This window comes from Cohnella rhizosphaerae (assembly GCF_029525575.1).
Classification (GTDB): domain Bacteria; phylum Bacillota; class Bacilli; order Paenibacillales; family Paenibacillaceae; genus Cohnella; species Cohnella rhizosphaerae.
The window spans coordinates 1480108-1493026 of record NZ_JAPDIA010000008.1 but is presented as its reverse complement, the minus strand read 5'-3'; the positions used below and the strand labels follow the sequence as shown (position 1 = coordinate 1493026).

Annotated in this window: 13 protein-coding genes and 3 pseudogenes; 9 read left to right on the top strand and 7 right to left on the bottom strand. The window is 62.5% G+C overall.

The window, feature by feature from the left end:
* Positions 1-317 precede the first annotated feature (317 nt).
* From OMP40_RS40675 to OMP40_RS30615, 5 genes and pseudogenes are all read right to left on the bottom strand, one after another.
* Positions 318-515, bottom strand: coding sequence for a hypothetical protein (locus tag OMP40_RS40675; RefSeq protein WP_338131279.1), 198 nt, complete (start codon positions 513-515; stop codon positions 318-320).
* Positions 505-1263 carry an ABC transporter permease gene (locus tag OMP40_RS30630; protein WP_338131278.1) on the bottom strand — a complete coding sequence of 253 codons (759 nt, stop codon included), beginning with the start codon at positions 1261-1263 and terminating at the stop codon, positions 505-507. Before OMP40_RS30630 ends, OMP40_RS40675 begins: the two co-directional genes overlap by 11 nt.
* An 83-nt stretch (positions 1264-1346) precedes the next feature.
* Positions 1347-2343, bottom strand: a pseudogene (locus tag OMP40_RS30625) (ABC transporter ATP-binding protein).
* A 3-nt stretch (positions 2344-2346) separates the two neighbouring features.
* Positions 2347-3189 carry a COG1470 family protein gene (locus OMP40_RS30620; protein ID WP_277536965.1) on the bottom strand — a complete coding sequence of 281 codons (843 nt, stop codon included), beginning with the start codon at positions 3187-3189 and terminating at the stop codon, positions 2347-2349.
* A 1-nt stretch (position 3190) separates the two neighbouring features.
* A complete protein-coding gene (locus OMP40_RS30615; RefSeq protein WP_277536964.1) occupies positions 3191-3508 on the bottom strand; it encodes a hypothetical protein in 318 nt (105 codons plus the stop codon).
* Positions 3509-3762: 254 nt separating this feature from the next.
* Here OMP40_RS30615 and OMP40_RS30610 point away from each other — a divergent pair, with 254 nt between their 5' ends.
* Together OMP40_RS30610 and OMP40_RS43215 are read left to right on the top strand one after the other, a co-directional pair.
* Positions 3763-4323 carry an RNA polymerase sigma factor gene (locus OMP40_RS30610; protein WP_277536963.1) on the top strand — a complete coding sequence of 187 codons (561 nt, stop codon included), beginning with the start codon at positions 3763-3765 and terminating at the stop codon, positions 4321-4323.
* Positions 4316-5218: a hypothetical protein gene (locus OMP40_RS43215; RefSeq protein WP_277536962.1), complete on the top strand. Its 903-nt coding sequence runs from the start codon at positions 4316-4318 to the stop codon at positions 5216-5218. Before OMP40_RS30610 ends, OMP40_RS43215 begins: the two co-directional genes overlap by 8 nt.
* A 50-nt stretch (positions 5219-5268) precedes the next feature.
* Here the strand turns inward: OMP40_RS43215 and OMP40_RS30600 are convergent, their stop codons facing one another.
* Positions 5269-6444: an MFS transporter gene (locus OMP40_RS30600; protein WP_277536961.1), complete on the bottom strand. Its 1176-nt coding sequence runs from the start codon at positions 6442-6444 to the stop codon at positions 5269-5271.
* A gap of 111 nt (positions 6445-6555) precedes the next feature.
* Here OMP40_RS30600 and OMP40_RS30595 point away from each other — a divergent pair, with 111 nt between their 5' ends.
* The 5 genes and pseudogenes from OMP40_RS30595 to fur all read left to right on the top strand — a co-directional run bounded on the left by OMP40_RS30595 (position 6556) and on the right by fur (position 10943).
* The gene (locus OMP40_RS30595) at positions 6556-7500 is read left to right on the top strand and encodes a helix-turn-helix transcriptional regulator (protein WP_277536960.1); all 945 of its coding nucleotides are present in this window, start codon (positions 6556-6558) and stop codon (positions 7498-7500) included.
* Between the two features lie 347 nt (positions 7501-7847).
* A complete protein-coding gene (locus OMP40_RS30590; RefSeq protein WP_277536959.1) occupies positions 7848-8432 on the top strand; it encodes an NUDIX domain-containing protein in 585 nt (194 codons plus the stop codon).
* Between the two features lie 26 nt (positions 8433-8458).
* Positions 8459-9644 (top strand): annotated as a pseudogene (locus OMP40_RS30585) (endonuclease Q family protein).
* A 222-nt stretch (positions 9645-9866) separates the two neighbouring features.
* The gene (locus OMP40_RS30580) at positions 9867-10478 is read left to right on the top strand and encodes a stage II sporulation protein M (protein WP_338131341.1); all 612 of its coding nucleotides are present in this window, start codon (positions 9867-9869) and stop codon (positions 10476-10478) included.
* Positions 10454-10943 (top strand): annotated as a pseudogene (gene fur, locus OMP40_RS30575) (ferric iron uptake transcriptional regulator). Before OMP40_RS30580 ends, fur begins: the two are co-directional and overlap by 25 nt.
* 88 nt (positions 10944-11031) lie before the next feature.
* Here fur and OMP40_RS30570 read toward each other — a convergent pair.
* Positions 11032-11508 (bottom strand): glutathione peroxidase, encoded by a 477-nt coding sequence (locus OMP40_RS30570; protein ID WP_277536958.1) that lies wholly within the window; start codon positions 11506-11508, stop codon positions 11032-11034.
* Positions 11509-11719: 211 nt separating this feature from the next.
* On the opposite strand from OMP40_RS30570, the gene OMP40_RS30565 reads away from it, so the two are divergent.
* A complete protein-coding gene (locus tag OMP40_RS30565; RefSeq protein ID WP_277536957.1) occupies positions 11720-12181 on the top strand; it encodes a MarR family winged helix-turn-helix transcriptional regulator in 462 nt (153 codons plus the stop codon).
* Between the two features lie 3 nt (positions 12182-12184).
* On the top strand, positions 12185-12649 hold the full coding sequence (locus OMP40_RS30560) for a glutathione peroxidase (protein WP_277536956.1): 465 nt from the start codon (positions 12185-12187) through the stop codon (positions 12647-12649).
* Positions 12650-12919: the final 270 nt, after the last annotated feature.

Below are 12919 nucleotides of genomic sequence, written 5' to 3'. Positions count from 1 at the left end.
GCGGCATCTCAAGCTTTTGCTTGATCTCGTAGCCGGATAGCGGACCTCGGTGCAGCAGGCCTAAGATGACGTCTTGGCTGTTCATGCGGCGAATCTTCCTTTCCCGAATCTTATGTTGGCATGGTCATTATATCGATCCGATATATATCGTGTCAATATAATAAAAAACAGGAACAAGTCGCTTGGCAGCGATTTGTCCCTGTTTTCTTGCGCCGGGGAGGGCTTATCCCTTTCGCTCAATGAAGCAGGTCCGTTGATCGAAGGGGATGAGACCCGTCCGGCACCCGGAGATGCCTATTGACCCGCGCCGCCTCCGCTTAGGAGCGCGACCTGATTTCCTGGCGCATAAACGCGACGTACGCGGCGGCGAACGAGACGGTCGTCTCCGCGACGATCGCCACGACCTGCGGCCATACGAGCAGCAAACTCTGGCCGAACGAGAGCGGCGCGTTGATGGCCAGATAGGCTTGATCCTGGGTGATGAACGGATTGAGCGTCCGCGTGTCAGGCAGCATCAGCGTGGAGGCCGCTTCCTGGAACAAATAGGCCGGCGACAGCCGCGAGAGCATCATCATCCAATCCTGATGGCGGATGACGGTGCCGGCGGCGGCCGTGTCGGCAGGCGACGTCGCGTTGCCTACGAGGCTGACGATCATGCCGTAGAAGACAAGGAAAAAAAATCCACAGCGCGATGCCGCACAGCGCCGAGGTCGCCGCCTGGCGGAACCGGACGGAAAACAGCAGCGACAGATTCAGCCACAAGCCGACGTACACGACCGTGATCAGCAGCATGACGACGACGCGCCAGAATTCCTCCGGCGTCGGCGGATAGCCGATCGTGAACAGCCCCATGCCCATGACGAGGAAGCCCAGGGAAAAGACGACGACCGCGATAAGCAGCAGCCCGGAGACGAACTTGGCGTTCAGAAAGTCGTCTCTGTACAAGGGTTGGGACAGCAGTCTGCTGAGCGTCCCCTTGTTGCGCTCGGTGTTGACGGAATCGAAGCCGAGCGCGATGCCGATCAGCGGCGCCAGGAAGGACAAGAAGGTCAGGAAGCCCGGCAGCGAGCCGTCCGTTTCGGTGAACATTTTCAGAAATAGAAAGCTGGAGCTCCCTTCGCCCGACGCGGCGCTCGCCGATTGCCCGTCCTTCAAGGCGGAGACGGACGCATACAGCGAGCCGGCGCAGGCCAGAACGACGATGGCGAGCAGGATGACGAACCGCCAGCTGCGAATATGATCGCCGAATTCCTTACGGACCATGACCCAGAAAGGGGGAGGGACCGCGGCTCGCGGCGACCGTCGTCCGCCTTTCCCTTGAACCGGCAAACGCGGGCTTCAGCCTGTCAATGAAGTTGGCCAACGGAGTTCCCTCCTTCGAAATAACGATGATAGATTTCGTCGAGCCCGTAACGGAGCGGGCGCAGGCCGAGGAGCGAGGCTCCGCTGCTCACGACCGCGGCGGCAAGCTCTGCGGCGATGTCGTCCGTGCCGGTGACGCGAACGGTCGCGAAGCCGCCCGACCGGTCCGACGCCCTCAGCGCATCCGTCTCTTGCAGGTCGACGGCGGTTACGCGCGCAAGGCCGCGCAGCGCGGATGCCAGCGCATCGGACCAGCCGCCGACGTCCAGCTCGACGGCATAGGACGAGCTGCCGTCCAGCAGCTGCGACAACGCGGCAAGGTCGCCGGACGCGATGAGCCGGCCGCCGACGAAGAGGCCGACGCGGTCGCAAATTTGCTGCACCTGGTGGAGGTGATGCGAGGACAGCAGCACGGTCAGCCCTTCGTCGCGGCTGAGCTCCCGAATGAGCGCGAGCAGCTCCCGTACCCCTTCGGGGTCGATGCCGAGCGTCGGCTCGTCGAGGATGACGACTTCGGGCCGCTTGATCAGCACGTCCGCGAGACCGAGCCGCTGCCGCATGCCCCTTGAATAGGCGCCCGTTTTTTTGCCGGATGCGTCGCCGAGTCCCACTTTGTCCAGCAGCTCGATCGCCCGTCGCCGCGCTTCGGCTTCCGGCACCCGGTTCAGCATGGCCGTATACATCAAGTTGTCTAGACCGGTCCGATCCTCGTAGAAGCCGATATCGTCTGGCATGTAGCCGACTCTGCGCTTCACCTCGATCGGATTGCGCGTGGCGTCGATGCCGCATACGCTCGCTTGACCGCTCGTGGGCTCGGCGAGCCCGAGCATCATGAGGATCGTCGTCGTTTTTCCCGCGCCGTTCGGACCGAGCAGGCCGAAGATTTCCCCCCCGGCGGATGGTCAGATCCAGCCCGGACACGGCGGTGAATTCGCCGTAGCGCTTGGTCAATCGGCTAAGCGCGATTACCGTATCCTCCATGGCTCAGCGCCTCCCGTACTTGCGGAACAGCCAGTAGACGCCGCCCAGCACGGCCACGATGATGAGCACGCCGATCCAGCCCCATAGCACCGAGGTTTTCACCGTTACGCGGATCGCGGCGTCGGCCGACTTTTCGGCGGCCTGCGCGGTCAGGCCGACGACATAGTCGCCCGACAGCGATTTGTCCGAGCTGCGGATCGTGGCCGTGACGGGCACCGACTCGCCCGCCTTGATGGACGGTATCGTCTTCGGTTCGAACGTGACCTCCCAATCGGTCGGCGCGGTGTTCGTAAGGCTGACGTTAGTCAGCTCGGCGGTTCCCGTGTTTTTCACGGACAGCTCGAGCGTCCGTTTGCCGCCGGCCGTGACGTTCGCGCTGAGCACCTGGTTGCTCGTCGAAAGGTCGATGCCGTAGGTGCCCGTGATGACCGCTTCCATCGTGACGTCCGCGGCGGTGCTGCTGTTGGAGGCATGAACGGGAATTTTGTACGTTTGCGCTTCGGCTTTTTCGGAAGGCGTCAGCGTCAGCGTGATCGAGGAGGTTGCGTTCGGCTCGATGTCGACGGCCGTCACGTTGTTGCCGCCCGAGCTGAACCGCGCGTCCCAGCCGGCCGGCGGCTCGGCGGTCAGCGCGTACTGCTGCTTGCTGGCGGTCCGGTTGGCTAGCGTCAAATTATACGTGAAGGTGGAATCGCTGTGGCCTTCCATGTTCGGCTGCTCGGCGCTGAGCTCGGTCTTGTAGGTGCCCTGCTCGGTTACGTTGATCTTGAGCGTCAGGCTGCCGAAGGCGCCCGCGTTCAGTTGAAGCGCGTAGGTGCCTTTGGCGACCTCGAACGGCACGAGCACGCTAAGCGACGCCGTCTGCGTCTCGCGCGGCTTGACCGCGACTTCGGAGATCGGATGGCCGCCCGCCGTCAGATCGGTTTTCCAATCCTTGGAGGGGGGCCGTAAAGCTGAGCGCAGCCGTCTGAATGGCGTCGCCGTCGTTGATCAGGTCGATATCGTACGTGATCGATTCGCCCGGGGCGGCCGACAGGCTGACATAAGGCGTGTACAGCTTGGCGGTTCCCGCGGCGGAAGCGGGCGCGGACAGTCCTAGTACGCCCAGCGCCATCAACAGTGTCATCGCGATGCTTGCCCATTTTCCCAATCTTGGCTTGAACATGACTTTCAAGACCTCCCGGCGATATGTTTTTTTCACCTGGTGTACGCGGGAGAGGTCGCTGCGGATTTAGCGTTCGGCCGGTTTTTTTACATAAAAAAAACGCTTAAAACAAGCTTAAAATCAGATAAAAAACGCATTTGCACCGTACGCGAACGGGCCTTGATCTGCTATGAATATAGTAAATCGGTTTGTCGACGGAGGGGAGCAAGGGACATGAACGGGACTTCGGCGGAGACCGTCCTGGAGATGGCCGAATGGCTGAAAAAATGGAGGAAGGGGATCCGCGGGCCTTCGAAAAGCTGTACGAACAGGCCGTACCCTGCCTCTTGCCGCTGGCCTGCCATATGCTCGGGGACCGGATGGAGGCGGAGGACGTCGTTCACGACGTGCTGCTCGGCGTGATTCGTAGCCCGGGCCGCTACGACCCCTCGCGCGGCTCCGCGCAAGCATGGCTCGCCGTGCAGGTGAAGAGCAGATGCCTCGACCGGCTGCGCAAGCGCAATCGGACGGTGCTGCGCGGCGAGAGCGAAGAGGCGCCCGCCGTCTACGCGCCAGCCGCGCAGCCGGAGACGGAGGTGCTGGCGCGCATGGAGCGCGAAGCGGTTCGCAGCGCGCTGCGCCAGCTTCCGGGCGTGCAGCGCGAGGCGCTGGCGGCCGCGTACTTCACGCCGCGCAGCCATAAAGAACTGGCAGATGCGTGGCAGGTGCCGCTCGGCACGGTCAAATCCCGCGTTCGCTACGGCTTGGGACACCTGCGCAAAGCGCTCGACCGCATGGGCTGGGGCGCCGGGGAAGGGGGCGACGGCCATGCGTGAGCGATCTTGCGGCGTTCCCGAGGAGCGCTGGATCGACCTGCTGGGCGGCCGGCTATACGAACGGGAAGTTAAGGCGCTTATCGCGCATAAGGCCGAATGCCGCGAATGCCGCGATACGCACGCGCAGTGGGCAAAGCTGCTGGGCGGCGGGCTTAGCGCCGCGGGGCTGCCAGTCAGGCAGGCCGGACCGTGTCAGGTGGCTACGCAAGCGGATGCCGCAGCGCAATCCGGCGCTGCGCAGGTGCTGTCCGCAAGGCGGCGACGCAGCTTGCTGCTGCACGCGGGCGTCTACGCTTTTGCCAGGCGCGCGGGGCGCGCGTTGGTTGCGACTGCGAAGCGGCCGGCGCGTGCCGCGGCTTGCGGACTTGGCGTTGCCGTCGCCGCCTTGCTTCTGCTGCTGCACCCGCTGGCAAGCAAGAGCGGAAGGCATGCGGGGAGCGAACTGAGCCCCGCGGGATATGCGCGCCTGCATGAGCCGGAAGGCGCGACGGTCATCGGCGAACCGGACACGGTCGTCTACAAATACGGAGAGAATGGTCGCTCGGGGACGGCGATCGGATTGCCCGGAGGGGCCAAAGAAACGCTCTGGCTGAACGCCCGCACGCATGAGCTTTTTTTTGCTGATGGAAGGGTTGCTCCCTTCGGCCCGCACCGACGTTCAAGCATGGGCGAGGTCAGGCGAGACGAACGCCAGTCTGGGCCTGCTGCGCTTTCACGACAGCCGCGCGCATCTGTATGCCTCGAACGTCCGCCCCGAGGCGTGGGAATGCGTGCTGCTCACCATCGAGCCCAAAGGCGGCAGTCCGATGCCGACCAGGCCCGAGACCGTATCGATTCCGCTTCGCGAGGCGACGCAATGAGACATGGGAATCGGACGAACGATCAGATGCCGTAATCAGATTCTGCTCGCCAATACCCGTCGAAGGGCCTCATCGACGCTCGGCGTCAAGCTTGCTCGCGGCCGCGCGCCGGACGGCGAACGAAGACGCCGCTTGCCGCAAAGGCGGCGAGCGAGAGCGCGAGACTGACCGATGCGAAAACGCCGATCGGCACATAACCGCCGAGCTGGACGTACAGCAGGCCGGCAACCCAAGCGCCGAGCGTATTCGCGCCGTTCATGGTGGCGTTGGCGAGACTTGATATCGTGCCGCGCAGCGCGGCGTCGAGCGACGTGAGCGCGCCCATGACGATCGGGAAAAGAATGCCGAGCAGGACGAATATGATCACGTAGCAAACGGTCGCCAGGGATAGATGCGGGAGCCGGGGCAAGAGCATGTACAGCGCGACCAGCAGCGTCATGCCCGCGTACACCGTGCCCGCCGCGCCGAAGCGGCGGGAAGCAGACGCGCTCACCGTGCTCCCGAGCATATTGCCCAGCCCTAGGAACAGCATGGCGATGCCGATTTGGCCGACCGACAGGCCGAAGCGGTCGGACAACCATTTGCCGGCGAAGGCGAACGCAGTGCCTCCGCCGAGGTGCAAGAGCAGGTAGGCGGCAAATCCGCCGCGGGCCTTGGCGCTGCGAATCAACGGCCGATAGCGGGTTGATATGGCGATGCGCCTGACCGACTCCACAGGCTTGATGTCCGGCAGCTGCCAGAAAACGAAGCCGGCCAGCGCAAGCGAAGCAATGCCGATCGTCCAGAAAGGAACCGGCCATCCGCCGGACGCGAGCCAGCTGCCGATCGGCACGCCGAACGCCTGGGAAGCGGCGAGTCCGGCATAGGCGACGCCCATCGTCTTGGCGATCTTGGACGGGGGCATGACGGAGGGAATGGAGGCCCAGATTTGCGGTGCCGTGAAAGCGGCGCTGATGCCGGCCGCCAGCCGGAACAAGCACATTGTCCAGAAGCTGTCGGCGTATCCGCAGAGGAACGTTGACGCGGAGAAGGCGATCAGGCCGCATAGCAGGACGGTCCGCCGATTCCAGCCGTCGGACAGGGGACCGGCGATCAGGGCGAAGAAGGCGGAGCCCAGCGTATAGGCGCCGAGCATCCAGCCCGCCCATTCGGTCCGGACCCCGAATGCGGCCTGCAGCTCGGGCAGCAGGGGCGAGATGAGGAACGTATCCGTTCCGATCATGAACATGACGAGAAAAAAGAGCAGGGCATACTTGAACATCGGTCGATCACTCCCGGGAATAGGTTGCTTGCGGTTCCCATCATAAGTCATAATGGTGACAGCATTTGTCATGAACCCGGCAAGCTTTTCATAGGCGAGGAGGATCGTCCGATGCCCAAATCCAAGCGGCTGATGGAGCTGATGATGACCGTCAACCGCAAGCGGCGGTTCAAGGTACAGGAGCTGGCGGACGAATTCGGCGTGTCGAAGCGAACGATTTTAAGGGATCTGCAGGAACTAGGCGAGCTCGGCGTGCCGCTTTATTCGGAGGTCGGTCCGCATGGCGGCTACCAGGTCGTCCGGGAGCGCGTGCTGCCGCCGATCGCCTTTACCGAAGAAGAGGCCGTGGCGATGTTTTTCGCGGTGCATGCGCTGCGTCATTACGGTTCGCTGCCATTCCAAGCCGAGTCGGCTTCTGCATTGAACAAATTTTATCTCCATATGCCGGGCGACGTCAGAGACCGGATCGACGGCATGAAGCATCGGGTCGACTTCGTGACGCCCGCGCGCAGCGGCGATGCGCCCTGCCTCTCCGCGCTGCTCGATGCGGCCGTTCGTCAGCAGGTGCTGTCGATCGTCTATATGTCCGGGGGCAAAGAAAAGCGCGACAGGCGTATACAACCTGTCGGCATTTATGCGAACAACGGGCTTTGGTACTGCAAGGCTTACTGTTTTCTCCGCGAGGGCTTCCGCGTCTTCCGCTGCGATCGGATTCGGGAGGCCGTGCCCGACCCGGCGGGGACGCAGCCGCGCGACCTGGGAAATGCGGCGCTTGGCCGGCCGCAGGTTGCCGAGCCGATCGCGCCTGTCAGGCTGCGCGCCGTGCTGACCCGGGCCGGCGTAAGGCGCTGCGAAGCCGAACTTTGGCTCGCGCCGATGCTCGATGCAAGGGAGGACGGCAGCGGCGCCATCGACCGGGACATCCCCTCGAGCGACCTTCCTTTTTATGCCGACTTTTTTGCCGGCTTGGGCCGGGAGGCGGCCGTCGAAGCGCCCGAGGCGCTGCGGGAAGCGATCCGCGGCAAGCTTGCGGACTTGCTAGAACGGTACAAGTAACGTATCTGTCACGTTACGCCGCGCGCCGTTATCGTTTTCCGCTCGTCCCAGCGAGACGCGGCGCGGGAGGCGCCATCTCCGTCAGCAAATCCTTCAGGCGGGCGTCCCCGCCTTTTTTGGCGTTCGAGAACGCGAAGCGCGCGTTTGATCTCCCAAGCTTTTCCCGTCCACCGGATACGGTCCGGCTCCGCGTATCGTTTTAGCATCATATTTCCCCCCTTCGGCATGCGGGCCGCAGGCACTCGCCGCGATCTTGCATTTGGCCGGACAAGCCTATATGGTTGATCTATGCGCCGGAGATCCGGCAGATGACATTTATTTGATTGAGGAGCAGGGGGCCGAAAAAGATGAGCGTCGAACATCAAGGCGGGGGCGGCGGCAAGCACCCGTTTTACGAAGAAACCCTATCGACGGACAAACGGTTCGAAGGGAAGATCATTTCGTTGCAGCTGGACACCGTCCGCCTGCCGGGAGGCGGCACGGCGACGCGCGAGATCGTGAGGCATCCGGGCGCCGTCGCCGTCATCGCGGTGCACGAGGGCAAGCTGCTGGTCGTCGACCAGTTCCGCAAGCCGCTCGAGCGCATGCAGGTGGAGATCCCGGCCGGCAAGCTGGATGCGGGCGAAGCGCCGGAAGCCGCGGCGATCCGCGAGCTCGAGGAGGAGACGGGCTATCGCGCGAGAAGCATCCGGTTCGTACGGTCGTTCGCGACGTCGCCCGGCTTCGCCGACGAGCTGATCCATCTGTATTTTACCGACGACCTCGAAGCGGGAGAGATGAAGCCGGACGAGGACGAGTTTTTGAACGGCGAGGCGCTGACGCCCGAGCAGGCGGACGAATATATCGCGAGCGGCCGCATCTGCGACGCCAAGACGCTGATCGGCGTGCTCGTCTGGCGCCACTGGCGGCAAACGGGAGAATTCGGAGCGTGAGCGGACTGCGTCCGTGCTTTGCGGACATGCACGTGCATATCGGCAGCAGCGGGGACGGGCGCCCGGTAAAAATAAGCGCGAGCCGCGGACTTACGTTCCAGGCGATCGCGGAGGAAGCGTCCGAGCGGAAAGGGATCTCCCTGCTCGGCGTCATCGACTGCCATTCGCCGGCGGTGCAGGCCGACATCGACGGCCTGCTGGCGTCAGGCGAGATGGCGGAGGCGACGGGCGGCGGCATTCGTTATCGGGATACGGTCATCGTGCCGGGGGCGGAGATCGAAGTCCGCGAGCCGGGCTGGGGCGGCGGCCCCTATCACTTGCTGGCGTATTTGCCTACGCTTGCCGCCATGAAGGAATGGACGGATTGGATGTCGCCGCGCATGAAAAACGTGGCGCTCAGCTCGCAGCGCATCCGCGCGACGGGACGCGAGCTGCAGCGGGAGCTGCTCGACCGGGGCGGCTTGCTCGTGCCCGCCCACGTGTTCACGCCTCACCGCGGCCTGCTCGGCTGTTCGGCGGATCGCCTGTCCGACAGGCTCGATCCGGACGGCATCGCGGCGGTCGAGCTCGGCCTCAGCGCGGACAGCGCGATGGCCGGCCGGCTGTCGCTGCTGGATCGTTATCCGGTGCTGACGAACTCCGACGCCCATTCGACGGGCATGATCGGCCGCGAATGCAACGAGCTGCTCATCGGCGAGCCCTCTTTCGACGAGTTCGCCATGGCGCTGCGCGGACAAGACGGCAGACGGGTGACCGCGAACCTCGGTCTGCATCCGAAGCTGGGCAAGTATCATGCCAGCTATTGCCCCTCCTGCCGTTCCCCCGCTGCCTGACGGCGAGGCAGGCGACATCTGCCCGTCCTGCGGCAGCGCGCGCCTCATAACCGGCGTCGACGCGCGCATTTCGCGTCTCGCGGACCGGGAGGCGCCGCTTTGGCCGCCCGGCCGGCCGCCTTACCGGCATCAGGTGCCGCTCAGCTTTTTCCCGGGCGTCGGACCCAAGATGAGAGAGCGGTTGCTCCGCGAAGTTGGCACGGAGATGGATGTCCTGCACCGGATCGGCCGGGACCGGATCGCGGACGCGGCCGGCGATCGGATCGCGGCGGCGATCCTTGACGCGCGCGCCGGACTTCTTGCGCTGACCGCCGGGAGCGGAGGGACTTACGGCCGCATCGGCGGTCGCGAGGAGACCGGGATGGACGATCGCGCATAACGGCCTCGATTGCGGCATACGTATAGGCGTTGGAACAAGCCTGTGCGGCGGGAGGCGATCGACCGATGAGTCGCGGCAAGATGGGGAAGCCGCTTGGCGGCAAGTTGAACCTGTATTTGTTCGTCGGCGTGCTGATCGCCGTCGGGGCGGTTTTCGGGGCGCTCGTCGTGAACGCGCTGTCGCTCGAGCAGCAGCAGAGCCTGTCGGACGAGCTCGGCGCGTATCTCGGCGGGACGGCAGCCGGCGCCGAGGCGCCGATCGACGTGTTTCGCGATCGTCTCTTTTTTTCATTTAAAATGGCTGGGGCTGATCTGGTTTCTGGGCATTTCCGTCGTCGGCAGCCCATTCGTGCTGGCGCTCGATTTTTTAAAAGGCGTGCTGATCGGCTTCGCGGTCGGTTTGACCGTTCGGCACCTGGCTTGGAAGGGCGTGGTCGTTTCCTTAGCCGTCGTAGCCCCTCAAAATTTGGTCATCCTGCCCGCGCTTGCGATCGCGAGCGTTTCCGCGATCCGTTTTGCCTATTATGTCGGACGCGAGCGGCTCTTCCTCGGCAGAGGCAATCTGCTGCCGCCTTTGGCATCGCATACGGGCACGTCCGCAGCGCTTTTTTATTGTGCTCGGCATTGCGTCGATGTGGGAAGCGTTCGTCGTGCCGCACCTCGTAGCCGGTCTGTCGGGATGGCTGTGACGCGATCCGCGAAGCGGAATTTGCCGGATCCAGGCATACGCCGCAGGCGCGGGTTTGACTTCCTGAAGAAGCTCCCCCCTATAATGAAATCAAGTGTGTTTTGGGGCGGAGGGGGAAGGACATGGAAGCCCGTATTGACAAAGTGAAGCAGCAGCTGCAATCGCAGGGCTACAAGCTGACCCCCGCAGCGGGAGGCTACGGTCCGGGTACTTTTGGAAAACGAAGAGGACCACCTGAGCGCCGAAGACGTTTTTATGCTCGTGAAGGACAAAGCGCCGGAGATCGGCCTTGCCACGGTGTACCGTACGCTCGAATTGCTCAGCGAGATGCATATCGTCGAGAAGATGAACTTCGGAGACGGCGTCGCGCGCTACGATCTTCGCACCGATTCGAACAAGCACCATCATCATCATTTGATCTGCGTGCAGTGCGGCACGATGACCGAGATCCTGGAGGACTGGCTCACGCCCCTCGAAGAGCGGCTGGAGCGGGAATACGGCTTCAACGTGCTGGATCACCGTCTCGATTTCCAGGGCATTTGCGCCAAGTGCCAGGCGAAGAACGAAGCTGCGTCGAAGAGCGCCGAAGAAGCGGCGGCATCCGGCATTTGACGAATAGACGAACAGAGATTTCATGCGAAATAGCAAACGCGAAGCCCCGGCAGACTGCTGCCGGGGCTTCGCGCCATGACTTTGGAATTCAGAGCAGGTCGCGGATTCTGCCTTCGATTTTCTCGGGCGTATCCGTCGGCGCGTAGCGCTTGACGACCTTGCCGTCGCGCCCGATGAGGAACTTGGTGAAGTTCCATTTGATTTTTCTCGTGCCCAGCAATCCCGGCGCTTCGCGCGTCAGGTGCTTGAACAGTGGGTGCGCGTCCTTGCCCTTGACGTCGACCTTGGCGTAAAGCGGAAAGTTCACGCCGTGATTCAGCTCGCACGCCTCCGCGATCGCCTCGCCGTCCAGCGGCTCCTGGTTCGCGAATTGATTGCTCGGGAATCCGAGCACGGCGAAGCCCTCGTCCTTGTATTTGTCGTACAGCTTCTGCAAGCCCTTGAACTGAGGGGCAAAGCCGCACTTGGTCGCCGTATTCACGATCAGCAATACCTGGCCCTTGTATTCGGACAGCGGATGCGCGGCGCCGCGGGCGTCGGACACTTCAATATCGTAGATCGACATTTGAATTCCTCCTCTGTTTTTTTTCGCTCTGATTTGGGTTCTTTCTTTAATCTCGTCAAATTAAATTGTATGCAATTAAAATAAAAAGTCAAGCGTTTGACATCGGACCTCGCGAAATATAGAATTGGGTTTGATTCGATTGCAGGCAATTTAATTGTGCGATCTGAAATTGTTCGGCAACAGTCAACGAACAGAGAGGAGAGGAGGTTCCATGTCTTACGAAGAAGCGTTAAAGCTGGAGAATCAAACGTGCTTTGCCGTCTACGCCTGCGCCAAGGAGATCACGAGGCTGTATCAGCCCGTGCTCAGGGAGCTGGGCTTGACCTATACGCAGTATATCGCGATGCTCGCGCTGTGGGAGCGGGACGCCGTCAGCGTGAAGGAGCTTGGCGAGCGGCTGTACCTCGATTCGGGCACGCTGACGCCGCTTCTTAAGAAGCTCGAGGCGCAGGGCCTGCTCACCCGAGCGCGGGACGCGGGGGATGAACGGCAACTGCTGATCCGTTTATCGGAGGCGGGCAGGGCGCTGCGGGAAAAGGCGCTTGAGGTGCCGGAAAAAGTGTTTTGCCAGTCGGGCGTGAATATCGAGATGCTGCTCAAAATCCGCAGTCAAATGGGCGAGCTGATGACCGCGCTGCAGCCGGTCGCGGCCGCCGATCAGAGAGGGGATTAAACCATGTCCGTATACGAATTCAAGGCGCCATCCATCCGCGGAGATCAAGTCGATCTGTCGGAATATCGGGGCAAAGTGCTCGTCATCGCCAACACGGCCAGCAAGTGCGGCCTGACGCCGCAATACGAAGGTCTGCAGGCGCTTTACGAAAAATATAAAGATCAAGGCCTGGTCGTTCTGGGCTTTCCGTGCAACCAGTTCGCGGAGCAGGAGCCCGGTACGGAGGCCGAGGTAGAGAGCTTTTGCAAGCTGAACTACGGCGTGACGTTCCCGCTGTTCGCCAAGGCCGACGTGAACGGCGACGAGGCTTTGCCGCTGTTCAAATATTTGAAGGGCGAGACGGGCGGAGCCGATATCGCTTGGAACTTCACGAAGTTCGTCATCGACCGCGATGGCCGCGTCGCGAAGCGTTTCGAGCCGAAGGAAACGCCGGAGACGATGGCTGCGGACATCGAGTCGCTGCTTTAAGCCGATCGGCGCAATAAATCCCAAAAATCCCCACGCCGCAATTGAAGGCGTGGGGATTTTTTGGAAATAATAGAAAGCATAAAATCGACAGGTAGCGCCCTTCGGCGCCTCTTGGCCAGGAATGCGCCGCAGCGCGGTTGCGATCAGGTAACATTGAATAGCGCCTTGAGCCCCCTCTCGTATCGTCGCGCGAGGCGAGAAAGGGGAGCACGCTGGATCACGCAGGCTTTTAGCCGATTGGACGAGCCGAGAAGGAAATGCCTGCCATCC

Coding starts and splice junctions, on each gene's coding strand:
- OMP40_RS30615 (WP_277536964.1), bottom strand. CDS start 3,508: ATGTTCAAGCCAAGATTGGGAAAATGGGCAAGCATCGCGATGACACTG.
- OMP40_RS30590 (WP_277536959.1), top strand. CDS start 7,848: ATGAGCGTCGAACATCAAGGCGGGGGCGGCGGCAAGCACCCGTTTTAC.
- OMP40_RS43215 (WP_277536962.1), top strand. CDS start 4,316: ATGCGTGAGCGATCTTGCGGCGTTCCCGAGGAGCGCTGGATCGACCTG.
- OMP40_RS30560 (WP_277536956.1), top strand. CDS start 12,185: ATGTCCGTATACGAATTCAAGGCGCCATCCATCCGCGGAGATCAAGTC.
- OMP40_RS30570 (WP_277536958.1), bottom strand. CDS start 11,508: ATGTCGATCTACGATATTGAAGTGTCCGACGCCCGCGGCGCCGCGCAT.
- OMP40_RS30600 (WP_277536961.1), bottom strand. CDS start 6,444: ATGTTCAAGTATGCCCTGCTCTTTTTTCTCGTCATGTTCATGATCGGA.
- OMP40_RS30630 (WP_338131278.1), bottom strand. CDS start 1,263: ATGGTCCGTAAGGAATTCGGCGATCATATTCGCAGCTGGCGGTTCGTC.
- OMP40_RS40675 (WP_338131279.1), bottom strand. CDS start 515: ATGCTGCCTGACACGCGGACGCTCAATCCGTTCATCACCCAGGATCAA.
- OMP40_RS30610 (WP_277536963.1), top strand. CDS start 3,763: ATGGCTGAAAAAATGGAGGAAGGGGATCCGCGGGCCTTCGAAAAGCTG.
- OMP40_RS30565 (WP_277536957.1), top strand. CDS start 11,720: ATGTCTTACGAAGAAGCGTTAAAGCTGGAGAATCAAACGTGCTTTGCC.
- OMP40_RS30595 (WP_277536960.1), top strand. CDS start 6,556: ATGCCCAAATCCAAGCGGCTGATGGAGCTGATGATGACCGTCAACCGC.